24 protein-coding genes and 2 tRNA genes are annotated in these 26,679 nt (G+C 40.7%); 17 read left to right on the top strand and 9 right to left on the bottom strand.

The genetic code is table 11. The annotated features are described in order from the left end of the window. Positions 1-11 precede the first annotated feature (11 nt). Positions 12-1,739 (bottom strand): phosphoenolpyruvate-protein phosphotransferase PtsI, encoded by a 1,728-nt coding sequence (gene ptsI, locus DES39_RS05915; RefSeq protein WP_121144870.1) that lies wholly within the window; start codon positions 1,737-1,739, stop codon positions 12-14. A 57-nt stretch (positions 1,740-1,796) separates the two neighbouring features. After that, positions 1,797-2,054: a phosphocarrier protein Hpr gene (ptsH, locus tag DES39_RS05910; RefSeq protein ID WP_121144869.1), complete on the bottom strand. Its 258-nt coding sequence runs from the start codon at positions 2,052-2,054 to the stop codon at positions 1,797-1,799. Positions 2,055-2,517: 463 nt separating this feature from the next. Here ptsH and DES39_RS05905 point away from each other — a divergent pair, with 463 nt between their 5' ends. The 3 genes from DES39_RS05905 to DES39_RS05895 all read left to right on the top strand — a co-directional run bounded on the left by DES39_RS05905 (position 2,518) and on the right by DES39_RS05895 (position 4,084). Then, positions 2,518-3,816: an L-cysteine desulfidase family protein gene (locus tag DES39_RS05905; RefSeq protein WP_121144868.1), complete on the top strand. Its 1,299-nt coding sequence runs from the start codon at positions 2,518-2,520 to the stop codon at positions 3,814-3,816. A gap of 104 nt (positions 3,817-3,920) precedes the next feature. After that, positions 3,921-3,996: transfer RNA gene (locus tag DES39_RS05900), tRNA-His, on the top strand. Positions 3,997-4,007: 11 nt separating this feature from the next. Continuing rightward, positions 4,008-4,084 (top strand) — tRNA-Pro (locus DES39_RS05895). A gap of 149 nt (positions 4,085-4,233) precedes the next feature. Here the strand turns inward: DES39_RS05895 and DES39_RS05890 are convergent. Together DES39_RS05890 and DES39_RS05885 are read right to left on the bottom strand one after the other, a co-directional pair. Further along, the gene (locus tag DES39_RS05890; RefSeq protein ID WP_121144867.1) at positions 4,234-4,611 is read right to left on the bottom strand and encodes an RnfABCDGE type electron transport complex subunit B; all 378 of its coding nucleotides are present in this window, start codon (positions 4,609-4,611) and stop codon (positions 4,234-4,236) included. Beyond that, positions 4,611-6,323 carry a formate--tetrahydrofolate ligase gene (locus DES39_RS05885; protein ID WP_121144866.1) on the bottom strand — a complete coding sequence of 571 codons (1,713 nt, stop codon included), beginning with the start codon at positions 6,321-6,323 and terminating at the stop codon, positions 4,611-4,613. Before DES39_RS05885 ends, DES39_RS05890 begins: the two co-directional genes overlap by 1 nt. A 246-nt stretch (positions 6,324-6,569) precedes the next feature. On the opposite strand from DES39_RS05885, the gene sohB reads away from it, so the two are divergent. From sohB to mpl, 5 genes are all read left to right on the top strand, one after another. Then, positions 6,570-7,637, top strand: a complete 1,068-nt coding sequence (gene sohB / locus DES39_RS05880; protein ID WP_121144865.1) for a protease SohB — start codon at positions 6,570-6,572, stop codon at positions 7,635-7,637. A 15-nt stretch (positions 7,638-7,652) separates the two neighbouring features. Continuing rightward, positions 7,653-8,549 (top strand): site-specific tyrosine recombinase XerD, encoded by an 897-nt coding sequence (xerD, locus tag DES39_RS05875; protein WP_121144864.1) that lies wholly within the window; start codon positions 7,653-7,655, stop codon positions 8,547-8,549. 36 nt (positions 8,550-8,585) lie between these two features. Beyond that, the gene (dsbC, locus tag DES39_RS05870) at positions 8,586-9,293 is read left to right on the top strand and encodes a bifunctional protein-disulfide isomerase/oxidoreductase DsbC (protein WP_121144863.1); all 708 of its coding nucleotides are present in this window, start codon (positions 8,586-8,588) and stop codon (positions 9,291-9,293) included. A gap of 82 nt (positions 9,294-9,375) precedes the next feature. Then, the gene (gene recJ / locus DES39_RS05865; RefSeq protein ID WP_121144862.1) at positions 9,376-11,112 is read left to right on the top strand and encodes a single-stranded-DNA-specific exonuclease RecJ; all 1,737 of its coding nucleotides are present in this window, start codon (positions 9,376-9,378) and stop codon (positions 11,110-11,112) included. A 73-nt stretch (positions 11,113-11,185) separates the two neighbouring features. Then, complete coding sequence (gene mpl / locus DES39_RS05860; RefSeq protein ID WP_121144861.1) at positions 11,186-12,559, top strand: UDP-N-acetylmuramate:L-alanyl-gamma-D-glutamyl-meso-diaminopimelate ligase; 1,374 nt, start codon at positions 11,186-11,188, stop codon at positions 12,557-12,559. Between the two features lie 53 nt (positions 12,560-12,612). Here mpl and ettA read toward each other — a convergent pair whose 3' ends face one another. Next, positions 12,613-14,280 (bottom strand): energy-dependent translational throttle protein EttA, encoded by a 1,668-nt coding sequence (gene ettA / locus DES39_RS05855; protein WP_121144860.1) that lies wholly within the window; start codon positions 14,278-14,280, stop codon positions 12,613-12,615. A 140-nt stretch (positions 14,281-14,420) separates the two neighbouring features. Further along, positions 14,421-15,608 (bottom strand): MFS transporter, encoded by a 1,188-nt coding sequence (locus DES39_RS05850; protein WP_121144859.1) that lies wholly within the window; start codon positions 15,606-15,608, stop codon positions 14,421-14,423. A gap of 90 nt (positions 15,609-15,698) precedes the next feature. On the opposite strand from DES39_RS05850, the gene DES39_RS05845 reads away from it, so the two are divergent. From DES39_RS05845 to yihA, 3 genes are all read left to right on the top strand, one after another. After that, a complete protein-coding gene (locus DES39_RS05845; RefSeq protein WP_121144858.1) occupies positions 15,699-16,229 on the top strand; it encodes a hypothetical protein in 531 nt (176 codons plus the stop codon). Positions 16,230-16,322: 93 nt separating this feature from the next. After that, entirely contained in the window at positions 16,323-17,546 is a 1,224-nt protein-coding gene (gene argD, locus DES39_RS05840) for a bifunctional acetylornithine/succinyldiaminopimelate transaminase (RefSeq protein WP_121144857.1), read from the top strand. 271 nt (positions 17,547-17,817) lie between these two features. Beyond that, entirely contained in the window at positions 17,818-18,423 is a 606-nt protein-coding gene (gene yihA, locus DES39_RS05835; RefSeq protein WP_121145181.1) for a ribosome biogenesis GTP-binding protein YihA/YsxC, read from the top strand. A 1-nt stretch (position 18,424) separates the two neighbouring features. Here the strand turns inward: yihA and tusC are convergent, their stop codons facing one another. From tusC to fkpA, 3 genes are read right to left on the bottom strand one after another with little or no spacing between them, the layout of a single operon-like run. Then, on the bottom strand, positions 18,425-18,778 hold the full coding sequence (tusC, locus tag DES39_RS05830) for a sulfurtransferase complex subunit TusC (protein ID WP_121144856.1): 354 nt from the start codon (positions 18,776-18,778) through the stop codon (positions 18,425-18,427). Positions 18,779-18,796: 18 nt separating this feature from the next. Continuing rightward, entirely contained in the window at positions 18,797-19,180 is a 384-nt protein-coding gene (gene tusD / locus DES39_RS05825) for a sulfurtransferase complex subunit TusD (protein WP_121144855.1), read from the bottom strand. A gap of 6 nt (positions 19,181-19,186) precedes the next feature. Next, the gene (gene fkpA / locus DES39_RS05820; RefSeq protein WP_121144854.1) at positions 19,187-19,987 is read right to left on the bottom strand and encodes an FKBP-type peptidyl-prolyl cis-trans isomerase; all 801 of its coding nucleotides are present in this window, start codon (positions 19,985-19,987) and stop codon (positions 19,187-19,189) included. A 235-nt stretch (positions 19,988-20,222) separates the two neighbouring features. Between fkpA and fabZ the strand changes: the two genes are divergently transcribed. The 6 genes from fabZ to DES39_RS05790 all read left to right on the top strand — a co-directional run bounded on the left by fabZ (position 20,223) and on the right by DES39_RS05790 (position 26,678). After that, positions 20,223-20,669, top strand: coding sequence for a 3-hydroxyacyl-ACP dehydratase FabZ (gene fabZ, locus DES39_RS05815; RefSeq protein ID WP_121144853.1), 447 nt, complete (start codon positions 20,223-20,225; stop codon positions 20,667-20,669). A gap of 34 nt (positions 20,670-20,703) precedes the next feature. Next, entirely contained in the window at positions 20,704-21,495 is a 792-nt protein-coding gene (gene lpxA / locus DES39_RS05810) for an acyl-ACP--UDP-N-acetylglucosamine O-acyltransferase (RefSeq protein WP_121144852.1), read from the top strand. Between the two features lie 72 nt (positions 21,496-21,567). Beyond that, positions 21,568-22,725, top strand: a complete 1,158-nt coding sequence (gene lpxB, locus DES39_RS05805; protein WP_121144851.1) for a lipid-A-disaccharide synthase — start codon at positions 21,568-21,570, stop codon at positions 22,723-22,725. Further along, positions 22,722-23,327: a ribonuclease HII gene (gene rnhB / locus DES39_RS05800; protein WP_121144850.1), complete on the top strand. Its 606-nt coding sequence runs from the start codon at positions 22,722-22,724 to the stop codon at positions 23,325-23,327. Before lpxB ends, rnhB begins: the two co-directional genes overlap by 4 nt. Before the next feature lie 141 nt (positions 23,328-23,468). Beyond that, positions 23,469-24,641, top strand: a complete 1,173-nt coding sequence (locus DES39_RS05795; RefSeq protein WP_121144849.1) for an efflux RND transporter periplasmic adaptor subunit — start codon at positions 23,469-23,471, stop codon at positions 24,639-24,641. 93 nt (positions 24,642-24,734) lie between these two features. Beyond that, entirely contained in the window at positions 24,735-26,678 is a 1,944-nt protein-coding gene (locus tag DES39_RS05790; RefSeq protein ID WP_121144848.1) for a MacB family efflux pump subunit, read from the top strand. Position 26,679: the final 1 nt, after the last annotated feature.

Here is a 26,679-nt window from a genome sequence, read left to right as displayed (position 1 = left end):
ACGCTCTCCTACTAGCAAACTTGCTTTTCAGCGGTAAATTTTTCCAGTAATTCACTAATTTCTTTTGCTGTTGCTTTTTGCAATGCCTCTTCAGCGAGTTTTTGCGCTTCGCTAAAATTAGTGTTACGGATAATTTTCTTAATTTTAGGAATTGAAATAGAGCTCATACTAAACTCATCTAATCCCATACCGAGTAATAGAACAGTTGCACGTTCATCTCCGCCTAACTCACCACACATACCGGTCCATTTCCCTTCTTGATGCGATGCATCGATCACATTTTTGATCAGTGTTAAAACAGAAGGTGACATTGGATTATAAAGATGAGAAATAAGCTCATTACCACGGTCAACTGCTAACGTATATTGGGTTAAATCGTTCGTACCAATACTTAAGAAATCAACCTCTTTCGCTAAATGACGAGCAATGACTGCCGCAGCTGGCGTTTCGACCATGACGCCGACTTCAATTTGTTCATCGAATTTTTTGTGCTCAGCACGGAGTTGCTCTTTTAAAATATTAAGTTCTGATTTTAATAGCCGAACTTCTTCAACTGAAATAATCATTGGGAACATGATGCGTAATTTACCAAACGCAGAAGCGCGTAAAATAGCGCGTAGCTGAGCATGTAAAATATCTTTTTTATCCATACAAATACGGATTGCACGCCAGCCTAAGAATGGATTTTCCTCTTTTGGTAAGTGCATATAAGGCACGTCTTTATCGCCACCAATATCCATGGTACGTACAATAACGGGTAAACCATTAGTTGATTCAGCGACTTCTTTATAAGCTTTAAATTGTTCGTCTTCATTTGGATAAGCATCGCGATCCATAAATAAAAACTCAGTGCGATAAAGTCCAACACCTTCATAACCATTACGATCCGCACCGGTGATATCACGCACAGTACCAATGTTAGCACATACTTCCACTTGATGACCGTCTAAGGTAATAGCCGGTAAATCTTTCAATTTTGCTAACTCTTCTTTATCTTCAATATACTGTTTTTGAACTTGTTTTAGTTGCTCAATTGTTTTGTCGTTTGGATTAATATAGATGTTGTTATGAATTGCATCAAGAATGATGTAATCACCTTGTTTTATCTTTTTAGTTGCATTTGAGGTGCCGACAATCGCAGGGACTTCTAGTGAACGCGCCATAATTGATGTATGTGACGTTCTACCACCAATATCGGTAATAAAGCCTAAGACCATATCAAGGTTTAGCTGCGCTGTTTCTGAAGGGGTTAAATCAGTTGCAACAAGGACACAAGGTTCATTGATGGCACTTAAGTCAACGATTTCCATACCTAATACATTTTTAAGTAAACGTTTACCTATATCGCGAATATCTGCCGCACGCTCTTTGAGGTATTCGTCATCAAGGCCTTCTAACTCTTTGGCTTGTGCTTCAAACACAGAGTGGACCGCTGAATCAGCAGAGGCATGTTTTGTTTTAATACGGCTAATGACTTCACTTTCAAGATCTTCATCTTCTAATAACATGATGTGACCTTCAAAAATCGCTGCTTTGTCTTCACCTAACGTGGTTTTAGCACGTTCCATAATCGCGTTGAGCTGCTGGCTTGATTTTTCACGGGCATCTTTAAAGCGTGCAATTTCTGCATCAATTTTATTATCTGCAATTGGTCTAGTATTTAGAACAATTTCATCTTCTTTTAGTAGTAAGGCTTTTGCAAATGCAATACCTGGCGAAACGAGTATACCGGAAACCATAATATTCATCCTTTTCAGATAGTATTACTAAAATTAAACATTTTTGATTCGATGGGGTTATTCTAATTCAGGAATAAGCTTAATTAAATGCTCGACGGCTTGTTGCTCATCTTCACCCTCTGCTGCGATAGTAATTACAGTGCCTTGGGTTAATCCAAGCGTTTGCAATTTAAATAGACTTTTTGCACTTGCACTTTTACCATTGGATGTGATGGTGACCTCTGAATTAAATGCTTTAGCTTCCTTTACAAATTGAGCTGCTGGGCGAGTATGAAGACCATTTTGCGCTGTGATTGTAATGTCTTGCTGATACATATTAATATTTACCCCTAAAAATAATAGTTATGATGCTCAATATAAATAAAATTGAACAAAAAAACCAGTGAGTTTTTACCCTGAACCTGAGTATCACTTGTTTTTAATTAGGTCGATATTATGGCGAGGAAATGAAATTGAAACAAGCACATTTATTAAGGCTCTGTTTAATATTGAGATAATTTTATATTTAGCAAAGCTATTTCATTTTTTTACGCACTTATTAGCAGTTTTTAGTAAGTTGCTTACTGCTATATTTAGGCTGTTTTACTCGTTAGAATTGCAGTTTTGTAACTATTTAAGCGATTTTACCTGGGCATTGGATACTCGTTCATGCACTAAATAGTAAGTTTTCTCCTTTTTTATCAAGAGATAATGTCGGGTTTCATTATTATTGTGTTGAGTATATTATGATGTCGTGTTGATAATGTAACAAATCGATTGGGATTAGGAGTTATTCGTCATGGGAAAGAGTGCTGCAATGTGGCAAGAACTGATTGATGTGTTAAAACGTCAGGTGTTACCTGCAACTGGCTGCACAGAGCCAATTTCGTTAGCGCTGGCAAGTGCGACGGCGATAGCGCAACTTGGCACCAAAAATATTGATCGAATAGACGCGCGTGTTTCACCCAATTTAATGAAAAATGGTATGGGCGTGACGGTGCCAGGAACTGGCATGGTTGGTTTACCCATTGCTGCTGCTGTTGGAGCATTTGGTGGTGATGCAAAAGCCGGACTTGATGTATTAAACAATATCAGCGAGCAAGATGTTGAGCGTGCGAAAGTATTCTTACAGCAAAAACGCGTGACGGTGAGCATTGCGCCAACTAATAAGGCATTGTATGTGGAAGTGTATCTTTATACGGGTGAGGAGTATGTCCACGTCTGTATCGAAGATTCGCATACTAATGTTACCTTAATTGAGCAAAATGGCCGGATTATTTTGCAAAATAGCGCTATTAAACAAGATAGCCATCATGGTGTTAATGTAATGCAGTGCCTTTCTGTCAAAGCGATTTATGATTTTGCCAGTCAGATTGAATTTGACAAAATTCGTTTTATTTTACGTGCAGCGGAGCTCAATAATGCCTTATCGCGAGAAGGACTAAGTCGCGCTTACGGTTTGAGTATTGCAAATATACTAAAGCAACAAATCGATAAAGGGTTATTATCTGATGATTTATTAACCAAAATCATGATCCGAACTACAGCCGCATCGGATGCCAGAATGGGCGGTGCGACGTTGCCCGCCATGAGCAATTCGGGTTCAGGCAATCAAGGTATTGCCGCAACCATGCCGGTTGTAGTTATTGCTGATTATGTTGAAGCAACAGATGAAACATTAGCGAGAGCATTAGTGTTATCGCATGCAATTGCCATTTATATTCACAGTAAGTTCCCACCATTATCAGCGCTGTGTGCGGCTTCAACGGCATCGATGGGGGCGGCAGCTGGTATGGTTTATTTGCTTGATAATCATAATTTTGATGCGGTCAGTATGGCGCTTTGTAATATGGTGGGGGATTTAACCGGTATTATTTGTGACGGCGCTTCAAATAGCTGTGCGATGAAAGTATCAACCTCTGCATCATCGGCGTTTAAATCTGTATTAATGGCATTAAGTGCTGTTAGGGTAACGGGTAATGAGGGGATTGTGTGTGAGAGCGTTGAAGCATCAATTAATAACTTATGTGCATTAGCGAGCCACAGTATGCAGCAAACCGATAAACAAATTATTGAAATAATGGTACATAAGCCTTAATAAAATACAGATAATGTTGTTTATATAATCAAGTGAACAAAAATTTTAAAAAATCCACTAGACAAAATATTCATAAATGCGTAATATTGCGTCCTGCTTATATGGTGGCTATAGCTCAGTTGGTAGAGCCCTGGATTGTGATTCCAGTTGTCGTGGGTTCGAATCCCATTAGCCACCCCATTAAGCTTTAACGGCGAGTAGCGCAGCTTGGTAGCGCAACTGGTTTGGGACCAGTGGGTCGGAGGTTCGAATCCTCTCTCGCCGACCAATTTTAAAAAACCGATGCAAGTCGGTTTTTTTACGCCTAAAATTTATCAAGACGAGAACCTCCGCAGCACGTTGACAAAATCGTCAGCAACTATTTTTCATAACGTGAAAGCCTTAGGATAAGGTGCTGACTATCTGCTCTCGATGACTTTACTTTAACATTCCGCTTTTGCGCGCTTTTACTCTGGCGATTGCATCAGCAATTTGCTGTTTGCGTTGATCGGGAGCTTCTTGCTGCGGCACTTGTATCACTGTTGGCTGATTTTTTGCCGCTAATATCCGTTGCTGCTTTTGAGCTTTAAGCGTGGATTCTCGTTCCTCACTCATTGGCGCGCAAGGCGTTTTTAGACTAATACAATCTGTCGGACAGGCATTGATACACTCTTCGCAGGAGGTGCACAATTTGGGTACGATCGTGTGCAGAAAATGTTTAGCACCCACAATGGCATCGGTTGGACAAACGCGAATACATTTGCCGCAACCAATACAGTTTTCTTCGTCTATAAATGCAGTAAGTATCTCTATCATTAACTTAAACCAACAATGTTACCTTTATCATCAATATCAATATGGCGATAGGCTGGATTGGTACCAAGACCTGGCATCGTCATAATATTACCTGCATAAACCCGAATAAATCCAGCGCCTGCAGAGACCGCTAAATGACTAATATCAATATCGAAATCAGTCGGGACATTTTTTAAGTTTGGATCGGCACTAATTGACATCGGCGTTTTGGCAATGCAAAGTGGCAGATGATCTAATTTAAGCTGTTCAATTACTTGAATATCATTTAATGCTTGCGCGGATAAATTAGCTTTATTGGCCCCATATTTGTGCGCCATTTTTTGAATTTTATCGCTCAGTTTATCACTATTTTGGTAAGGGAGTGCAATGTCGCTTGCTTGTTCGCATGCGTTAACAATATGGTGTGAAAGCGCTTTGGCACCTTTGCCGCCTTGCATGAAGACTTCGCTAATTTCACACGCAAAGGCACCTTGCTCAATGGCATAGTGCTGCAAGAATGTCAGTTCTTCTGCGCTATCATGCGGGAAACGATTAATTGCGACAATCACGGGTAGGCCATAACTTTTGGCGTTTTTGATATGCCAGCCCAAGTTAGCGGCGCCAATCGAGAGTAATTCGACATTCGATTCACTGATCGCTTTCGGCAGTGGTTGGCCTGGTTTGATATTGTACTCACCGCTATTGGATTTTAAACTGCGCACAGTTGCAACGAGTACCACGCAAGATGGTGCGATTCCCGATTGGCGATATTTGATATTAAAAAATTTCTCCATGCCCATATCAGAACCAAACCCGGCTTCGGTCACCACATAATCGGCAAGCGGTAGTGCGATGCGATCGGCAATCACCGATGAGTTACCATGTGCAATATTGGCAAAAGGCCCTGCATGAATCAGTACCGGTGTGTTTTCGACTGTTTGCATGATATTGGGATTGATGGCATTTTTCAGCAGCACCGTCATCGCACCGGCAACTTCCAAATCTTCGGCGGTAATGACGTCACCATCAAGATTGTAAGCAAGAATCACTTGGCCAATACGTTTACGCATATCGTGCAGATCATTGGCTAAAGCGAGAATCGCCATTAGCTCAGATGCGGCGGTAATCTCAAAACCTTCTTTGCGTTCGACACCATTTAATCCACCGCCAACGCCAACGGTGATGGCGCGCAGCGCACGATCGTTATGATCGATAACGCGTTTCCAAATGATGCGATTTTTATCAATATTTAATCTTTTCAGGCCAGTTTGAGCGGTAAATTCATCACCCAAGTGTTCTTCATGATATAAACGTGCATCGAGCGCTGCTGAGGCTAAATCATGTGCGGCAGTGATAGCGTGAATATCACCAGTGAGGTGTAAATTCAACGTTTCCATCGGTAGTACTTCGGCTTGCCCACCACCAGCTGCGCCACCTTTGACACCAAATACGGGCCCTAAACTCGGTTGGCGAATACACGCAATCGCTTTTTTACCAATATAATTGAGCCCTTCGCTCAAACCGATCGTATTGACGGTTTTACCTTCACCTAGTGGCGTTGGTGTAATTGCAGTAACCAGAACTAATTTTCCGTTTGGTTTGTGTTTATTCGCCTGCAAAATAGATAAATCAATTTTGGCGACATATTTACCATGAGGGATGAGATACTCTTCATCTATACCACATTTTCGAGCGATTTCACCAATAGGATGCAGCTGGGCTGAATTTGTCATAATAATACTCTCTTATATTAGTAATAAAATAAGTGGTAATAAATAAGATGCGTGGATATCGGTAGTATAATGAAATTGTGTCACCTTATAAAGGCGAATTATTTTATTAATAAAACCAATTGGTTATCAATATTGTAATGATGGATGAGTGATAAAAACAAAATTAAAAACGACGTAAATAGGTCAAAGTTTTCACTAAATCTGCTATGATAGCCAATTATCTGATGATGAGGATGTAAGTGAATTATGGAATGGTTTTTTCAATACGTTATTTTTTTAGCTGAAACAGTGACTGTAGTATTAGCGATTTTGTTTGTCGTCATTTTTATTATGGCACAACGTAAAAAATCGGCCCCACAAGGCAATCTTGAAATCAAAGATTTGACGCTTGAATATCAAGACATTAAAGAAACCATGCAAATGGGCGTAATGACTGAAGCGGAATTAAAGCAATTTAATAAAACGCAGAAAAAACTCAAAAAACATGAGAAGAAATTAGCCAAACAAAACCAGAAAAAAGCCGCTGAAAAGCAGCATGATGCTAATAGTGATGGGCAGGCGGCAACAGGTAGCAAACCGACTTGTTATGTCTTGGCGTTTAATGGCAGTGTTGATGCGCATGAAGTGGAAGATTTACGTCAAGAAGTGAGCGCGGTGTTGGCGGTGATTAATCCCCTGGATAAGGTGATTTTAAAATTAGAAAGCCCTGGCGGCGTTGTACATGGTTATGGTTTAGCCGCTTCACAGTTGATGCGTTTTAGAAAACGTGATATTCATTTAACGGCAATTGTTGATAAAGTCGCCGCGAGTGGCGGATATATGATGGCATGTACGGCAAATGAAATTATTGCTGCACCATTTGCTATTGTCGGTTCTATCGGCGTTGTGGCGCAAATTCCTAACTTCCATCGTTTACTCAAAAAGAATGAAATTGATGTTGAGCTGCAAACGGCAGGTCAGTATAAGCGAACCTTAACCATGTTTGGTGAGAATACTGCCGAAGGCCGGCAAAAATTCCAGCAAGAACTGGAAGAAACTCACTTGCTATTTAAAGAGTTTGTTGCTGAAAATCGACCTAACCTTAATATTGATGAGGTTGCAACCGGAGAGCATTGGTTTGCCATTCAAGCTAAAGAGAAAGGCTTAGTTGATGAAATTGGCACTAGCGATGATGTGATTTTATCGCAAATTGAGCAGTATAAAATCATTGAAGTAAAATTCCATCGACGTAAAAAACTGTCAGATCGCTTGGCTAAAAATGTGGTGAGTGGCGTTGAAAAGCTTCTATTTAGAAATAGCCGAACAGGTAGCTAGGCAATCAGGTCAATTATGTCACAAGATAAGGCATTGTTAGAACAATTTTTGGATTCTCTTTGGCTTGAGCGCAATTTGGCTGATAATACGGTGCAATCCTATCGGCTAGATTTGCAAGCGTTAAGCAAGGCATTGACTGAGTTGCAGGTAACATTTTTAACGGCACAAACGCGCCATTTGCAAGACTTTTTATTGCAACGGGTTGAAGAAGGGTATAAAGCCACCAGTTCGGCCAGATTGTTAAGCGCGATTAAGCGGTTATTTCAATACCTCTATCGTGAGCAATATCGTGAAGATGATCCGTCGGCATCATTATCTTCACCTAAATTACCGAAAAATTTACCTAAAGATTTAACCGAGTCCCAAGTTGACGCGTTGCTCGCATCCCCTAATACAGAAGATAGTTTGGAAATTCGCGATAAGGCAATGCTAGAAGTACTCTATGCAACGGGACTGCGCGTGTCGGAGCTCGTTGGCTTAGAGCTCAGTGATATTAGCTTAGTGCAAGGCGTGATTCGAATTATTGGTAAAGGTGATAAAGAGCGGTTAGTGCCGCTGGGGGAAGAGGCGGTTTACTGGATTGAGTATTATTTAAAGTACAGTCGCGAGGGACTACTTAAAGCTGGGCCGAGTGATGTTTTATTCCCGAGCCGATTAGGTAAAAAGATGACTCGACAGACATTCTGGTATCGGATTAAATATTATGCCATACTAACAGGTATCGATGGTGATGCATTATCACCTCACGTTTTACGGCATGCTTTTGCAACACATTTACTTAATCATGGTGCGGATCTACGTGTTGTACAAATGTTATTAGGACACAGTAGCTTATCCACAACGCAAATATACACTCATGTTGCAACAGAGCGTTTAAAACAGCTGCATCGAAAACATCACCCAAGGGCGTGATTTTCGGTAAATAAACATACATAATAGGACGATGTAATGAAAAAATTAACTCTTACGCTTGGATTATTCTCTGGCTTAATGATGAGCACGGTGTACGCATCAGATGCGGATATTATGGCTTCGCTACAAAAATTGGGTTATACCAAAGCGGATGTGCAGATACAAAAGACGCCGATGGCGAATATGAGCAGTGTTACAACGCCAGATGGTGTTTTATATATTTCTAGCGATGGTAAATTTTTAACGCAGGGCCCGATCTATGATATGAGTGGCGCGACACCTGAAAACATCGCTAATGCAGATAACTTGAAACTGATTGAATCAATTGCATCAGATGCGATCGTGTATAAAGCTAAAGATGAAAAATACGCGATCTACGTATTTAGTGATTATACGTGTGCATATTGTAAGAAGTTACATGAAGAGATTAATACCTATCTTGATGCTGGTATCTCCGTGCACTATTTTGCCTTCCCTCGAGCAGGACTTGATTCTGATGTTGCAAAAAATATGCAATCGATTTGGAGCGCCAAAGATCGTAAAGCCGCATTTGATAATGCGTATAAAGGCGGTAAAATTTCACCTGCTTCAAGCATGGTGCCTTATGTTGAAATGCAATATAACGTTGGCCGTAAATTAGGTTTATCGGGTACGCCTGCGATTATTTTACCTAATGGTCAGCTACTAGCGGGTTACGTTCCTGTTGATAAGTTACTGCCATTGTTAGAAAAAACAACCAAATAATCATTGCGTTAAGTTCTGTTTATAAATAGCGCGACATGACGATGTTGCGCTATTTCCATTATGATTAACCATTAAGTAGATTATGAGCGATATTGTAATAAAACAACGCGTTACGCCATCACAAAAGATAACATTACCCACTGTCTCTCACCCGCTATTAGAAAGGCTGTATATCACCCGAGGGATTACATCGGTCGAACAATTAAATCACTCAACGCAAGCGCTACTTAATTATCAGCAGCTATTGGGTATTGATCAGGCGGCAGAGTTATTGTATCAAGCGGTGTTGCAGCAAAAAAATATCCTAATTGTCGGTGATTTTGATACTGATGGTGCAACGAGTACTGCACTGGTTGTGACCGCGTTAAAGCGTTTTGGGGTGAAAAATGTCAATTATATGATTCCCGATCGTTTTGAAGATGGTTATGGCTTAAGTGTTTCGGTGGTGAAAAAAGCACTGGAAAAACAGGCTGAATTGATTATTACTGTCGATAATGGCGTGTCGGCTTTTGAAGCGGTTGAATTTGCGCAGCAACACAATATTCAAGTGATTATCACCGATCACCATTTGGCGCCTGATGTTTTGCCAAAGGCTGATGCGATTATTAATCCCAATTTGCATGGCTGCTCATTTGCCTCTAAAAATTTAGCCGGGGTTGGCGTTGCATTTTATTTTATGCTGGCGTTTCGAGCATTACTACGAGAGCACAATTGGTTTCAAACGCAAAATCTCAAAGAGTATAATTTAGCCAATTTACTTGATCTTGTCGCACTTGGCACTATTGCCGATATGGTTGCGCTAGATCAAAATAACCGAATTTTGGTGCAGCAAGGTCTTGGACGTATTCGTGCGGGTTACTGCTGCGCGGGTATCAAGGCTCTTATTACCATCACTAAAAAAAATATGTCGCAGCTGACGTCACAAGATTTATCGTTTTATTTAGCGCCGAGGATTAATGCGGCGGGTAGAATGGAAAATATGTCATTGGGCGTCGAGTTACTGTTAGCTGATGATGAGCAAAGCGCTTATGAACTGGCTGAAGTGTTAGAGGATCTCAATAGTTCGCGTAAGGTTGTTGAACAAAATATGCAGCAAGAGGCTTGGGCCTTTATTGAACAGCTTGAGCAAACAACCCAAGACGTCCCCACCAGTTTTGTGTTGTATCATCCTGATTTTCATCAAGGGGTGATTGGTGTATTGTCATCGAGAGTTAAAGAACGGTTTTATCGCCCGGTAATTTCATTTGCCGTCGCTGAAAATGGCGATTTAAAGGGATCGGGTCGTTCTATTCATGGTGTTCATTTGCGAGATATTTTAGAGAAAGTTAACCTGCGAGCCCCAAATTTGATTATCTGCTTTGGGGGGCATGCGATGGCAGCGGGATTAACGATTGCACCGGAAAATCTTGCCATGTTTACGCAGTATTTTTCGCAGGAAGTGGCTAAAGCAGTCGAGGGTATGTCACTTGAGAATATCATTGAAACGGATGGTGAGATTGACAGTGCCTATTTTAATTATGAAACCGCAAGGCTACTTAAAGAGACGGGGCCATGGGGAGAGCAATTTCCTGAACCGGTGTTTGATGGTGTTTTTTCGGTTTATCAACAAAAATTGATTGCCAATAAACATTTAAAATTGGTGGTTCAACCGGCCAATGGTGAACAACTGATTAATTGTATCGCGTTTAATGTTGATCTGGCATTATGGCCGGATCAATCAGTCAAAACTGTCAAGATGGCTTATAATCTTGATGTTGATGAGTTTCGTGGTAATCAAGGCGTCAATTTGCTAGTAAGATATTTACAAGCTTTAAATTAATCGTCTGTACTCAAGATAAATTTCAGCGCGTATAATAGCGTAATTAACACAAGTTAGTCAGAAAGGATCAAAAATGAATATTCATATTCTTGGTATTTGTGGCACGTTTATGGCCGGGATTGCACTTATTGCTCGTTCTTTAGGTCATAACGTGACGGGGGCAGATAAAAATGTGTATCCGCCAATGAGCACTTTGCTTGAAAAAGAGCATATTCAAACTGTCGAAGGTTATGATCCAAGTCAGCTTTCGCCGGCGCCTGATTTAGTGATTATTGGCAATGCAATGTCACGGGGTAACCCTTGTGTTGAGTATATCTTAGATCACAATATTCCTTATATTTCCGCGCCACAGTGGTTGCATGATAATGTGCTCAAAGATCGCTGGGTGATTGCGGTTGCAGGCACCCATGGCAAGACAACCACAGCTGGCATGGTGAACTGGATTTTAGAGCAAGCAGAGTATAAACAAGGGTTTATGATTGGTGGCGTGCCGGGTAATTTTGACGTTTCAGCGCGGTTAGGTGAAGGTGACTTTTTTGTTATTGAAGCTGATGAATATGATTGTGCCTTCTTTGATAAACGTTCTAAATTTATGCATTATTCCCCTAAGACACTAATTTTAAATAACTTAGAGTATGATCATGCCGATATTTTTGATGATTTAAGCTCTATCCAAAAACAGTTCCATCATTTGGTTAGATTGGTACCAAGTAAAGGGCTAATTATTTCACCGCAAGATGATATCAATTTAAAACAAGTGCTGGCGAAAGGCTGTTGGAGCGAGCTAATTCAAACGGAATCGAATAGTGGCTGGGATGCTAAGAAAATTAGTAATGATGCTAGCCATTTCAATGTATTTTTGCAGGGCGAAATTGTCGGTGAGGTAAAATATTCGCTGGTTGGTGAGCATAATATGCACAATGCATTAATGGCCATCGCTGCAGCGCGAAATGTCGGTATTCCTATCGCCGATGCGTGTAAAGCACTAGGTAGTTTTACTAATGCCAAAAGGCGTTTAGAGCTTTATGGTCAAGTTGATTCGGTGCAACTGTATGATGACTTTGCCCATCACCCAACGGCGATTTTGGCGACATTAGAAGCATTACGCAGCAAAGTGGGTGCTAATAAGCGTATTTTAGCGGTACTAGAGCCGCGTTCAAATACCATGAAACTTGGGGTATGTAAGGACGAAATAGCACCGTCATTAGGTCGCGCTGATGAAGTGTTTATTTATCAACCCGAGCAGTTGCCTTGGTTAGTGTCTGATGTGGTTGATGAGTGTATTCAGCCTGCTTACTGGTCGAGTGATTTGGATTTATTAGTCGAAATGATCACCAAAACGGTTAAACCCAATGATGTTATCTTAGTGATGAGCAATGGTGGTTTTGGTGGAATACATCAAAAAATCATTGATAAACTGATTAAAGAGCGAGATAAAGAACGATAATATTAAGTGACTAATAAATAAAAGGCCGAATTTTTCGGCCTTTTTTCTCGTTATTACTTAATGATTCGTTTATATTTCGCACGTTTTGGTTCTAATGCTTCAGCGCCAAGTGTCCGTTTTTTCCAGTCTTCATATTCGGTAAAGTTACCTTCAAAGAATTCAACGTGCCCCTCATCTTGATAATCAAGAATGTGAGTGGCGATGCGATCTAAGAACCAACGGTCATGAGAAATCACTAGCGCAGAGCCGGGAAACTCTAAAATTGCATTTTCTAAGGCGCGCAGGGTTTCTACGTCTAAATCATTGGTTGGTTCGTCAAGTAACAGCACATTACCACCAATTTGCAGTAATTTCGCTAAGTGCACACGACCACGTTCACCACCAGAGAGTTCGCCAACACGTTTTTGCTGATCAACACCTTTGAAGTTAAAACGGCCGACATAAGCCCGGCTTGGAATTTCAAAATTACCAATACGCATAATGTCTTGGCCATGTGAAATTTCGTCCCAAACCGTCTTTTTGTCATCCATACTATCGCGGAACTGATCGACTGAGGCGAGTTGCACTGTTTCACCCAGATTAATATTACCTGAATCGGCTTGTTCTTGCCCTGACAGCATTCTAAATAGCGTTGATTTACCCGCACCGTTTGGACCAATGATACCAACGATAGCCCCTTTTGGAATGCGGAACGAAAGATTATCAATTAAGACACGATCGCCATACGATTTGGTCAGGTGTTCAACTTCAATGACTTTATCGCCCAGTCTTTGACCGGTTGGGATAAACAGTTCATTGGTTTCGTTACGTTTTTGGTACTCGCTACTATTAAGTTCATCAAAACGAGCAAGACGCGCTTTGCTCTTTGCCTGACGACCTTTTGGATTTTGACGTACCCATTCAAGCTCTTTCTCGATTGATTTACGACGCGCTGATTCTGTTGATGCTTCTTGCGCAAGACGCTGATCTTTTTGTTCAAGCCATGATGAGTAGTTGCCTTCCCAAGGAATCCCTTCACCGCGGTCAAGCTCTAAAATCCAGCCAGCAACGTTATCTAAGAAGTAGCGGTCATGGGTAACGGCAACCACAGTACCTTCGTAATCATGTAAGAAACGCTCAAGCCAAGCAACCGATTCGGCATCTAAGTGGTTGGTTGGTTCATCAAGTAGTAACATGTCTGGTTTTTCAAGCAATAAACGGCAAAGTGCCACACGGCGACGCTCACCCCCTGATAAATGCGCGATTTTTGCATCCCAGTCAGGTAAACGTAGTGCATCAGCGGCGCGTTCTAATTGTATGTTAAGGTTATGCGCATCATGGGTTTGAATAATGGCTTCAAGTTCCGCTTGCTCTTTGGCGAGTTTATCAAAATCGGCATCAGGGTCTGCATAAGCTGCGTATACTGCATCAAGGCGTGCTAGTGCATTTTTAGCGTCGCCAACGGCTTCTTCAACGGCTTCGCGCACGGTCTGTTCTGGATTGAGTTTAGGTTCTTGTGGTAAATAACCAATTTTTAATCCCGCTTGTGGGCGCGCTTCACCCTCGATCTCGGTATCAAGACCTGCCATGATTTTTAACAGCGTTGATTTACCTGAGCCGTTTAAACCAAGTACACCAATTTTTGCACCATGAAAAAAACTTAAGGAGATATTTTTCAGGATATAGCGTTTAGGTGGAACAATCTTGCCCACTCTATTCATTGTAAAAACATATTGTGCCATTGCGTTTTCCATTAATTAAAATGACAGTAGATGCGTATATTGTAATGGATAAATTGGTTCGGTCTAGATCTTAGGTTAATTTATTCTGTGATTGGCAATAAATAATCATGCTTTCCTTGTTTTACTCGTTTTGCTCTGTCTCAATTTGGTGCTTTGCTAGTCAATAAATAAATCGTCCATATCAACAAACCAAATACAGCTAGCGCACAGCTGGTTATTGCGATCGCCATCCAGCCATAATGGGCAAATAGGTAAGTTGAGCCGAGCGAGCCGAGCATGCCGCCGGTAAAGTAGCTGAGCATATAACCGGCATTCATCCGCGTTCTGGCTTCAGGCCGGCCTTGATAAATGGCATTTATACAAGAGACATGGGTGACTTGGACAGCAAAATCAATCAGGATGACGCCAACGATTAGCGCAATTAGCGACAGCTGGGCAAGTGATAACGGTAACCAAGCAAGTAACAATAATACCAAGCCAATTGAGGTGACTAATTTGCCTTTACCTTTATCTGAAAGATTACCGACAATCGGTGACCCTAGCGCACCAGCGGCTCCAGCTAGGCCAAATAAGCCAATTAAGTAGTCAGAGAAATGATAGGGATCATTGGTAAGCAAAAAGGCGAGTGGTGTCCAAAGTAATGAAAATAAGGCAAAAGCAATGCCTCCAATAAGTGAGCGAACTTGCAGTACTCGCTCATGGCGATATAGTGCGAAAATTGAGATGATGAGCGACCAGTAGTTAATCGTACTTTGGTTATGATAATGTGGTAGTGCACAATACAATAGCAGTGTGGTCAAACACATGATTCCTGCTGCAATAAAGTACACCATCCGCCAATCGACTAGCGTTGACACGCTACCGGCAAAAGTCCGTGCTAATAAAATACCGAGTAACATACCACTCATTAAAATCCCGACAATTTTGCCACGCTGTTCTGGTAATGCTAAGGTTGCCGAGAAGGGGATTAAGACTTGGGCAACCGATGAGCACATCCCCGCAATTGCCGTGCCGATAATTAGCATCAATGGTGATGTTGCCAGTGCGCTGATAATAAGACCAAAGGTGGTGAGTAGCATTAAAATTACAATTAACTTTTTACGCTCTATTTTATCCCCTAATGGCGCAATAAATAACAGCCCTAGTGCATAACTAAGTTGTGCGGTTGTTACGATGATGCCGGAACGTTCCATCGAAATATGGAGTTCTTGACCAATAGAGTGAAGCAGGGGCGGTGCATAATAGTTACTGGCAACAGAAATGGCAACTGCCAAAGCCATTAATAGCGTCAACCATGGAGATAACATTGGCGATTGTGATGTATTCATTTAGTCATTATAATGATGAAATATCACAGTATTATAATGCATGGCACAACAAGTACAATTATATAATATAACCGATATAGGGAATGATTAATGAAACTATTATCCATTTTAGCACTGTTAGGGTTTTCATTTTTGGTAATGGCGGAAGATAAAACGAATGCGGTAAAAGATGCTGTATCGAATGTGGTATCCGGTATTGTATCTTTTAGTAAGAATGCGTTAAGTGGTGTAAATCAAGGTGTTGAAGAAGGACGACAAGATGGCGAGAGCATTGATGGCGCAAGAATCATTAGTAGTCATAATACGCTCGCACATTACAATATTGTGTTATCTATTAGTAAAGTAAATCAAATTTCTGCAGAGCATTATGAAGTTATTATGGTTATTCGAAATAATGAAGCAGAGCCTGTTAGGTTTATTAATCTATTTGATTCGCTCAATGTTATCTTACTCGATGATGAAGGATTTTCATCTCATTTAACAAATAACTATCTTGATATTACTGTTCCAGCAAAGGCTGCGATTAAATCATCATGGCAATTTTATGGTGTTGAAGGTAAGCCAGATATATTACGGATCTATGGTCAAGAGATAAAAGTGCCTCAAATAATCCATGATTGAATATATATTCATAAATAATGAATAAATATTTACATCTAGACAATTTGGATTACAATACAAATTATTATAAAAATGTATTATCAGGATAACTTTATGACTCAGAAAGAACAATCTCCTATTACCCGAGCTATGTTTGATCAGCTTATTCTGCCCGTTTATGCCCCTGCGCAGTTTATTCCAGTTAAAGGTCAAGGTAGCCGCGTTTGGGATCAAAATGGCGATGAATATATTGATTTCGCAGGCGGTATTGCAGTTAATGCATTAGGTCATTGCCATCCTAACTTAGTCAAAGCGTTACATGAGCAAAGCGAAAAATTATGGCATGTGAGTAATGTTTTCACCAATGAGCCGGCACTGCAATTAGCCCAACGATTAATTGATAGTACGTTTGCTGACCGGGTATTTTTCGCCAACTCGGGAGCGGAAGCCAATGAAGCTGCGCTAAAATTAGCACGTCATTATGCGATTGAAAAATTTAGTCCGTATAAAACTAAACTTATCTCTTTTTATCACTCTTTCCATGGACGAACCTTTTTCACTGTCTCGGTCGGTGGGCAGGCAAAATATTCGGATGGTTTTGGGCCTAAACCGGCGGATATTATTCATATTCCTTTCAATGACTTAGACGCGGTCAAAGCGGTGATTGATGATCAGACATGCGCTGTTATTCTTGAACCGGTGCAAGGCGAAGGCGGATTAACATCCGCAACCCCCGAATTTTTAAACGGCGTACGTGAACTGTGTGATCAATTTCATGCTTTGCTTATTTTTGATGAAGTGCAATCCGGAATGGGACGAACAGGAACGCTTTTCACCTATCAGCAATATGGCGTTACTCCTGATATTTTAACTTCAGCGAAAGCGTTGGGTGGGGGGTTCCCAATTAGTGCGATGTTAACAACAGAAGCTATTTCATCGGTAATGCATCCTGGCGTGCATGGCACAACTTATGGCGGTAACCCACTTGCCTGCGCAGTGGGCATCGCGGCATTTGATACTATTAACTCTCCGCAGGTATTAGCTTCGATTAATGCAAAACGTGAGCTGTTTATTCGTGAGCTTGAGCAGATCAACCAGCAGTTTAATGTCTTTACGCAGTACAAAGGTAAAGGTTTATTACTTGGCGCTGAGCTGGCCCCTCAATACCATGGTAAAGCACGTGACTTTTTAAATGTGGCAACCTCCTTTAAAGTCATGATTCTTAATGCCGGAGCTTCGGTGTTGAGATTTACACCATCACTAGTAATTACTGACGAGGAAATTAAAGAAGGCATGCAGCGCTTTGCAAAAGCGGTGGCACAAATTAGCGCGAGTTAATCCTACCCGCTGATAACAGAAAGATTGCTCTGGCAATCTTTCTGTTATCGGTGACTAAAATCAGATTCCCCCTTTTAATGGTTGCAATTACAAGCTTTATTGCGATAGAATTCAACTATAAAATTTGTAGCTAAGCGTCAGATCAGAAAGTGGAAAATTAGTGATATTGCCTGCACTATCTCAGTCAAAACATACTTTTATCTGTCATTAAGAACCATTAAAAGTTCGAAACTCATCTCATTAATACAACGAAAGGTGGTCTTTGATGTCGATTGTGTCATTAAATTATGCTAAAACTCACTTTGTGCTTAGTGCACCTGATATTAACCATTTACCGGTAGATGGTGGCGTTGAAATCGCTTTTGCCGGGCGTTCAAATGCCGGTAAGTCCAGTGCATTAAATACGCTAACTAATCAAAAAAGTCTTGCCAGAACCAGTAAAACCCCAGGTCGAACGCAACTAATCAATTTATTTGAAGTTGAGCCGAATTGCCGCTTGGTTGATTTACCCGGTTATGGTTATGCACAAGTACCCGAACAGGTGAAGCGTAAGTGGCAACAATCACTGGGTGAATACTTACAAAAACGCGAAAGCTTAAAAGGGTTGGTCGTGTTAATGGATATTCGTCACCCGCTCAAAGACCTTGATCAGCAAATGATTGATTGGGCTGTGCAGTCAAATTTACCGGTAATGCTATTGTTAACCAAGTCGGATAAATTAGCATCAGGCGCACAAAAACAGCAGCTTAATATGGTTAAAGAAGCGATTTTGCCATTTCAAGGCGATATTACGGTCGCAACCTTTTCCTCTTTAAAACGCACGGGATTAGAACAGCTCAAGCAGAAACTCGATGAGTGGTTTAGTCAGCAAGGCTAAGCTAAAATTGTAAAATGGTGTTTTGTGCTGCTAATTGCTGGGCGAGTGCTGTTTTACTGATTATCTCTGCATCAAGAATCAGTTGGTGCGGCGATAAGTGATATTTTGCTAGCGATGACTCACATACATAGATATTACTAATATCATACAGTTCTAACATGCCAAACGTGGCGATATAATCCCTCATCAGAATCTTATCGGGTTGCTGATTAGCTAATAGGTGCAGCACGCCAGCATTGATAAAAAATACCGAGACTTGATTAATATCTGAAAGCGAGAGCGAGAGATCTAATCCTTCCCGACCTTGTGACGTGCCGTGTGGGGGGTGATTAAATACAATGGCGATGTTTTTCAAAGCGTCCCTCTGTATAGCTTAAAATTGTATGACTCTATCACACTGTGCAACGGAGTCACTGAGATCACCAAGTCCAACTAATTCAAATTCATTGGCGATATTGTTCGCGAACTCTTCTTGTGTCACACCGCGCCGCTGCGCTGCTGCAATGCAAACGGATAATTTAATATGATGTGTTTTGGCTAAGGTTTGCCACGCTTCGACCAGATGAAATTCATCATTGGCTGGATTCGTAAAGCGATTGGCATTATAAGTGCCATCGGCGTAGAAAAAAATAGAGTGCAGTGTGTGTGTGGAATTATTTAATAGTGATAAGCAAAATTGGTAAGCACAAAATGAAGACTGGGTCCCATAAGCGGGACCCGTGATAATCACTGAATAGCGGAATGATTTAGTTTTCACTAAACATTATTCAGCTGATTGTTGAGGTTGACTATCTTCGATACCTAATAGTTCAACTTCGAATACTAGCGTTGATGCAGGTGGAATACCGGCATTATCACCAAATGCTGGTTTTTCTTGATCGCCATAAGCTAATTCTGGTGGCACAACTAACTTAATTTTACCGCCAACGCCAATTAATTGAATCCCTTCAGTCCAACCAGCAATAACGCCTTTTAATGGGAATTTAGTAGGTTCACCGCGATCGTAAGAGCTATCGAATTTTTTACCATCAACCAAGGTACCTGTATAGTGAACAATAACCGTGTCATCAGCAGTTGGATGTTTGCCTGTACCTTCATCAATCACTTCGTAAAGTAGACCTGATTCAGTTTGCTTGGTTGTTGGTTGTTGTGCAAAGTCAGCACGGAATTTATCGCCAGCGGCAACACTTGTTGATTTTTCAGTTTCAAAACGTTCTTTAGCTTCAGTTTGTAGACGTTTATCAAGTTCAGTTAAAACATATTGAATCTGTTGTTGATTAAATTTTGCTTTGTCATAAAAACCATCGCTAAAGCCTTTAATCACTTCATCAGAGTTAAGGGTGACATGACCTTTTTCAAGATTGTTTTTTAAATAGTTACCAAAAGATGCACCAACGGCATAAGCTTCATTTTCTGCATTGATTTCAACAGTTGTATCTGTGTTCGTATTTTGTGTCGCTGCTGGTGCTGTTGTTGATGTGGTGTTGTCTTTTTTGTCATCACATCCCGCTAGGGCAAGTACAATTGCACTACCAATTAGCGTCATTTTCAATAATGATTTCATTCCGTATTCTCCATATATAGTTACTTAGGGGTAAATCGAGCTATTGTATAAAATAGTGTTTTTGCATTATATACAAATATAATCTTAATAGCATGTAATTTATAAAAACCTGATAGATTCCTTATTACGGTATTTCCATGAATAACCGAAATAATCAGTGGAAACGATTCCCCCAAGTCATAACATCAGTTATAATGGCGCCCAAGCATAATTATTAGTAGATAAGGATGATATTTTGAGCACTGAATTAAATTCTCTTGATATTGACGAGATAATTCGTTTATTACCACATCGCTTCCCATTTTTAATGGTTGATCGGGTTGTCAGTTACGAAAAAGGTAAAACACTAAGAGCGATTAAAAACGTTTCAGTGAACGAACCTTTCTTCCAAGGACATTTCCCTAATAAACCGGTTTTCCCTGGAGTGTTAATTCTAGAAGCAATGGCACAGGCAACCGGTATTTTAGCGTTTAAAAGTATTGAAGAGTTAACGCCGGGTCAATTGTACTATTTTGCCTCTGTTGATAAGGCGCGTTTTAAACGCCCTGTCGTGCCTGGTGATCAGATGATTCTTGATGTTACCTATATTAAAGAGCGCAGAGGAATTGCATTATTCCACGGTATCGCAACCGTTGACGGTAAACTGGTGTGCGAAGCTGAAATGATGTGTGCGCGTAAATAGGTTGTAAATGAAATCTTGATATTAAGGAATGTTTATGGCAATTGATAAATCCGCTGTAATCCACCCAAGTTCTATCATTGAAGATGGAGCGAGCATTGGCGCTAACGTAAAAATAGGGCCGTTTTGCTATGTTGGCCAACATGTTAGTATTGGTGAGGGAACTGAGTTAAAATCCCATGTCGTGGTAAATGGACATACAACAATAGGCCGAGATAATCAAATTTATCAATTTGCGTCGATTGGTGAAGTTAATCAGGATTTAAAATATCAAGGTGAGCCGACAAGAACTGAAATCGGCGATCGTAACCGTATTCGAGAAAGTGTCACGATTCATCGCGGCACAGTACAAGGTACAAATGTGACCAAAGTGGGTAGTGATAATTTATTTATGATCAATGCGCACATTGCCCATGATTGCCAAGTCGGTAATCGTTGTATTTTAGCGAATAATGCAACGCTTGGCGGACATGTTGAGTTAGACGATTTTGTTATCATTGGCGGTATGACCGCTATTCATCAGTTTTGTATTATTGGTTCTCACGTCATGGTGGGTGGCTGCTCTGGCGTTGCGCAAGATGTCCCTCCTTACTTAATTGCGCAAGGTAATCACGCGGTTCCTCATGGTGTTAATCTTGAAGGACTTAAGCGTCGCGGATTTAGTAAAGAGGCGTTACATGCGATTCGTAATAGTTATAAGGCGTTATACCGCAATGGTTTATCCCTTGATGAAGCGAAAGAACAAATTAGCAGCATTGCTGCAGAGCATCTTGAAGCTCAGCTTTTCCTTGATTTTCTATCACGTTCTACTCGTGGTATTATTCGTTAATGATAATGATGCATCGTGCTTTGCGCGGCGCATCTTTGTTAATCCGATTTACTCAGCATAATAATTTTTATCATGAATAATCAATCTCCTCGTCTTTTAACTATTGCAATTGTTGTGGGTGAAACGTCTGGCGATATTCTGGGTGCTGGATTGATGAGTGCACTCAAGCAGCGCTATCCCCATATCCGTTTTGTCGGTATTGCTGGCCCCAAAATGCAGGCTGAAGGCTGTGAAGCTTGGTATCAAATGGATGAATTATCGGTGATGGGCATTGTTGAAGTGCTCGGCAAGCTAAGACGCATCTTATCCATTCGTAAAGCCCTCACAACGAGGATTAAAGCATTAAAGCCTGATCTGTTTATGGGTATTGATGCACCTGATTTTAACCTGTCGTTAGAAGGTAAGCTTAAACAAGCTGGCATCAAAACGATGCACTATGTGAGTCCATCTGTATGGGCTTGGAAGCAAAAACGCGTGTTTAAGATCAAGCGTAATACTGATTTGATGTTGACGTTTTTACCGTTCGAAAAAGCATTCTATGATAAATACGATGTGCCTTGCTGGTTTATCGGTCATAAAATGGCTGATGATATTGCCTTATCACCAGATAAAGCACAGATGCGGGCAAAACTCAGTATTCCTGCTGATGCCAAAGTGCTATCGTTATTACCGGGTAGTCGTCATGCAGAAGTGAGCTTGTTGTCTGAGCCATTTTTACAAGCGGCGCAATTAGTTCAGCAATCAATATCATCGCTGTATATTGTCGTACCTTTAGCGAACGCCAAAAGACGGCAAGAGTTTTTGCAAATTAAGGCGCAAGTTGCGCCTGATTTACAAGTAACATTACTCGATGGCCAAGCGAGAGAAGCGATGATTGCCAGTGATGCGGCGATATTAGCTTCGGGCACGGTTGCACTAGAGTGCATGTTAGCAAAATGCCCAATGGTTGTTGGTTATAAAATGAAATCATTCACATTTTGGCTAGCTAAAAAATTGGTCAAAACTCCTTATGTGTCATTACCCAATATTCTTGCCGGTAAAGAAATTGTCGCAGAACTGCTACAAGATGAATGTACACCAGCTAATCTTGCTGAGCGTATTGTGACGCTGCTTAACGATGATAATGCAGCGTTAAAAGAGACATTTCTATCGCTTCATCAGCAAATTCGGTGTAATGCCGATGCGCAAGCGGCTGAGGCAGTACTGACGATGTTAGGAATTTCATTATGATATTTGTCTATCCAAATCACACGGGATTAGTTGCTGGCGTTGATGAAGTCGGGCGAGGCCCATTATGTGGTGATGTTGTAACTGCGGCAGTGATTTTAGATCCGAATAAACCGATTATAGGGTTGATGGACTCTAAAAAAATCACTGAAAAAAAACGAGAATATTTATCTGATATTATTAAAGAAAATGCCTTAGCTTGGTGCGTGGCCCGGGCGAGCGTTGCGGAGATTGATCAATTAAATATTTTGCATGCCACCATGCTGGCGATGCAAAGAGCGGTTGCGGGTTTAACCGTTAAGCCCGGTTTGGTTTTAGTCGATGGCAATCGTACGCCTGATTTTGGAATTGCTGCGCAATCCGTGGTGAAAGGTGATAGCTTAGTACAAGAGATTAGTGCGGCATCAATACTGGCTAAAGTGACGCGTGACAGGGAGATGGTTGAGCTTGATAAAATGTATCCTTACTATGGACTTGCTCAACATAAAGGTTATCCGACTAAAGCGCATTTAGAGGCTATTTTACAACACGGCGTTAACGATATTTACCGCAAGAGTTTTGCGCCCGTCAAAAAGCGCCTTATGCAATCTTCGTTAAACGATTAAGTACACTGTTGTTTACCATCATTGCGTGACATGAAAGATAAGATGAAATTTCTTTCATCTATTTTTCATGTAGCTTTCATTCCAGTTCGTTATATTGTGCCTTAATTTGAATCAGCGAGTTAATTTAGATTAAGGTGAATGATGAAATATAATCTCAAACTTATTATTCCTATTGGCGTAGTAGCTGCCTGCTTTGCGCTGTATTTTTTTGTATTCAAGTCATCGAACGATATTCATTACATTACTGTGCCGGTTAGTAAACAAAATATTAGCCAAGAAGTCAGCGCAACGGGCGAAGTGACTGCGATTCAGTTAGTAACAGTTGGTGCGCAGGTTTCAGGGCAAATTGAGACGCTGTATGTAAAGCTTGGACAGACGATTAAAAAGGGGGATTTAATCGCCCAGATCGATTCAACGACACAGCAAAATACCTATGATACTGAAGAGGCAAAACTAGAAAGCTATCAAGCTCAGTACGACGCAGCGCAAGTGCAATTAACCGTTGCAAAATCAGAGTATGATAGGCAAACCACACTTTATGCGCAAAAAGCGACTTCAAAGGCTAGCTTAGAAGAAGCGCAAAGCGCGTATGCCACCGCGAAATCAAAATTAGTTGAACTTAAATCTATGATATCGCAAACGCAAATATCCTTAAATACTGCTAAGGTTAATTTAGGCTATACCAAAATTTTGTCTCCGCTTGATGGTACGGTGGTTTCTATGCCGGTTGAAGAAGGGCAAACGGTCAATGCTGCCATGTCGACCCCAACCATTGTGCAAATTGCCGATTTAAGTGAAATGAAAATTCTAATGGAAATTTCGGAAGGTGATATTAATAAAATCAAACCGGGCATGACGGTCAGTTATTCGATTCTCTCATCGCCCGATGACGTGTTTAATACGACCTTAAAATCGATTGATCCAGGTTTAACGACATTAACCAATGGTAGCTATGAGCAAGGTGGCAGTTCTGATCAGGCGATTTACTATTATGGCCGACTTGAGGTGCCAAATCGGGATGGTAAACTGCGTATTGGTATGACGACACAAGATACGATCCAAATCGCGCACAAAGAAAACGTGTTAACCATTCCAATAGCAACATTGGTTTCGCGTAACGGTAGTAACTATGTCAAGATTCTGGATAATAATCAAGTCATTGAGAAGAATGTGACAACCGGCTTATCTGATGGTATCAACATTGAGATAACTAGTGGATTAACGGAAGGTGAACGCGTTATACAATCGCAAATGAGTGATAGTGAAATTAGCAATTCGGTCAATAGCAGCAATCGTGGCCCGCGCATGATGTAGTTATTGATATACGGTGAATGTGTTGCGTTAATCACAATCTTAAGTTGATGGTTATTGGTAGTTAAGACTGCCATAACCAAATAGGAGTTAACGATGGATATTATCAAGATTAGTCAGATCAATAAATGTTTTGGCAGTAAAGACAATCAAGTTTATGCGTTAAAGGATATCGATTTAACCATAGAAAAAGGCGATTTTGTAGCAATTATTGGTCAGTCTGGTTCGGGTAAATCAACCTTAATGAATATACTCGGTTGCCTTGATATGGCCAGTTCCGGTTCTTACCAAATTAATGGTGTTGAAACGAGCCAGATGACGAATAATCAATTAGCTGAGCTACGTTCGAATACGTTTGGTTTTATTTTCCAGCGTTATAATTTACTGGGTAATTTAAGTGCATTAGAAAACGTGGCTTTACCGGCAATTTATAGTGGTGCCAATATTACTGAGCGACGCGAACGCGCAAAGCAGTTATTAATTGATTTGGGCCTTGGTCACAAGTTAGAAAATAAACCCAGTGAGCTTTCAGGTGGCCAGCAGCAGCGTGTCAGTATTGCGCGCGCTTTAATGAATGGTGGGGAAATCATTTTAGCCGATGAGCCAACTGGGGCGCTCGACTCTAAAAGTGGCGAAAATGTGATGGAAATTATTATCGATTTACATCGCAAAGGCCATACCATTATTTTAGTTACCCATGATAAAAATATCGCTAATTATGCCAGCCGGGTGATTGAAATTAAAGATGGTACGATTATTGCCGACTACCGTCAAAATGAAGAAATTTATACGTCATCTGCGCCAGTGAAAAAAACAACTCGGAATCTTCTTTCACTGTATAAGTTCATGTTTTTTGAATCGTTTAAGATGTCCATTCAAGCGATTTTATCGCATAAGATGCGCTCTTTATTGACCATGCTAGGGATTATTATCGGCATTGCATCCGTTGTCACGGTGGTTGCATTAGGGCAAGGCTCTACGCAAAGTATTATGGCCAATATTAATTCGATGGGGACCAATACCATCGATATTTTACCCGGTAAAAACTTTGGTGATATGCGGTCAAATAAGATTAAAACCTTGACGGTTGGTGATGCCAATTTTTTGCAACAGCAAAATTATATTGATAGTACAACGCCAAACAGCTCAACTACCGGTACGATTACCTTTGCCAATGATTCGGTGAGCGCTAAACTCAATGGAATTGGTGATCAATATTTTGATGTTAAAGGCATAAAAATCGAATCAGGACGTATCTTTAGTGCGCAAGATGTTAAAGACAGTGCATCGGTTGTTGTGATTGATCAGAATGTTAAAAACAAATTATTTGCGAATGGTGAAAATCCGCTAGGTAAAATGATCATTTTTAATAAAAAGCCATTTAAAATTATTGGGGTAGCACAAAAGCTAACCACCGTTGGTATGTCTAATGATACCTTAACTTTATGGGCTCCTTATACGACAGTAATGAATAAAGTCACGGGCGATAAATATATTAATTCAATTACGGTTAAAGTTGCTGATAATGTCAGCTCACAAATGGCTGAAAATAGCATTATTGATACACTAACCCAGCGCCATGGCAGTAAAGATTTTTTCACCATTAATACTGACAGTATTAAACAAACGATTGAAAGTACCGCCAGCACGATGACAATACTGATTTCGGGGATTGCATTAATCTCATTAATTGTGGGGGGTATTGGTGTGATGAATATTATGTTGGTGTCAGTTACCGAGCGAACCAAAGAAATTGGTCTACGTATGGCGATCGGCGCTAAACAAGCAGATATTATGCAGCAGTTTTTAATTGAAGCGGTATTAATATGCTTGATTGGGGGGACATTTGGCTTAATCTTTTCAGGCTTAATTGGCAGTATATTACAGTTTTTCTTAAGTGGCTCGATGACCCTTTCTTATTCGGTTAATGTGATGGTGTTATCGATTATTTTTTCTATGTTAATCGGTGTTGTGTTTGGTTTTATGCCAGCTAAAAATGCGGCTAAACTCAATCCGATTGAGGCATTAACGCGCGAATAAT

Source organism: Orbus hercynius (assembly GCF_003634275.1).
In the GTDB taxonomy this organism is placed as follows: domain Bacteria; phylum Pseudomonadota; class Gammaproteobacteria; order Enterobacterales; family Orbaceae; genus Orbus; species Orbus hercynius.
Note: the sequence above shows the minus strand (reverse complement) of the source record. Positions and strands in the feature narration are given on the sequence as shown.

Excerpts from the sequence above, each read along its gene's own strand:
- DES39_RS05850 (WP_121144859.1), bottom strand. The coding sequence starts at position 15,608 with ATGAATACATCACAATCGCCAATGTTATCTCCATGGTTGACGCTATTA.
- ptsI (WP_121144870.1), bottom strand. The coding sequence starts at position 1,739 with ATGGTTTCCGGTATACTCGTTTCGCCAGGTATTGCATTTGCAAAAGCC.
- rnhB (WP_121144850.1), top strand. The coding sequence starts at position 22,722 with ATGATATTTGTCTATCCAAATCACACGGGATTAGTTGCTGGCGTTGAT.
- mpl (WP_121144861.1), top strand. The coding sequence starts at position 11,186 with ATGAATATTCATATTCTTGGTATTTGTGGCACGTTTATGGCCGGGATT.
- DES39_RS05795 (WP_121144849.1), top strand. The coding sequence starts at position 23,469 with ATGAAATATAATCTCAAACTTATTATTCCTATTGGCGTAGTAGCTGCC.
- argD (WP_121144857.1), top strand. The coding sequence starts at position 16,323 with ATGACTCAGAAAGAACAATCTCCTATTACCCGAGCTATGTTTGATCAG.
- DES39_RS05885 (WP_121144866.1), bottom strand. The coding sequence starts at position 6,323 with ATGACAAATTCAGCCCAGCTGCATCCTATTGGTGAAATCGCTCGAAAA.
- ettA (WP_121144860.1), bottom strand. The coding sequence starts at position 14,280 with ATGGCACAATATGTTTTTACAATGAATAGAGTGGGCAAGATTGTTCCA.
- DES39_RS05905 (WP_121144868.1), top strand. The coding sequence starts at position 2,518 with ATGGGAAAGAGTGCTGCAATGTGGCAAGAACTGATTGATGTGTTAAAA.
- sohB (WP_121144865.1), top strand. The coding sequence starts at position 6,570 with ATGGAATGGTTTTTTCAATACGTTATTTTTTTAGCTGAAACAGTGACT.
- DES39_RS05845 (WP_121144858.1), top strand. The coding sequence starts at position 15,699 with ATGAAACTATTATCCATTTTAGCACTGTTAGGGTTTTCATTTTTGGTA.
- fkpA (WP_121144854.1), bottom strand. The coding sequence starts at position 19,987 with ATGAAATCATTATTGAAAATGACGCTAATTGGTAGTGCAATTGTACTT.
- recJ (WP_121144862.1), top strand. The coding sequence starts at position 9,376 with ATGAGCGATATTGTAATAAAACAACGCGTTACGCCATCACAAAAGATA.
- dsbC (WP_121144863.1), top strand. The coding sequence starts at position 8,586 with ATGAAAAAATTAACTCTTACGCTTGGATTATTCTCTGGCTTAATGATG.
- ptsH (WP_121144869.1), bottom strand. The coding sequence starts at position 2,054 with ATGTATCAGCAAGACATTACAATCACAGCGCAAAATGGTCTTCATACT.
- DES39_RS05890 (WP_121144867.1), bottom strand. The coding sequence starts at position 4,611 with ATGATAGAGATACTTACTGCATTTATAGACGAAGAAAACTGTATTGGT.
- xerD (WP_121144864.1), top strand. The coding sequence starts at position 7,653 with ATGTCACAAGATAAGGCATTGTTAGAACAATTTTTGGATTCTCTTTGG.
- DES39_RS05790 (WP_121144848.1), top strand. The coding sequence starts at position 24,735 with ATGGATATTATCAAGATTAGTCAGATCAATAAATGTTTTGGCAGTAAA.
- lpxA (WP_121144852.1), top strand. The coding sequence starts at position 20,704 with ATGGCAATTGATAAATCCGCTGTAATCCACCCAAGTTCTATCATTGAA.
- lpxB (WP_121144851.1), top strand. The coding sequence starts at position 21,568 with ATGAATAATCAATCTCCTCGTCTTTTAACTATTGCAATTGTTGTGGGT.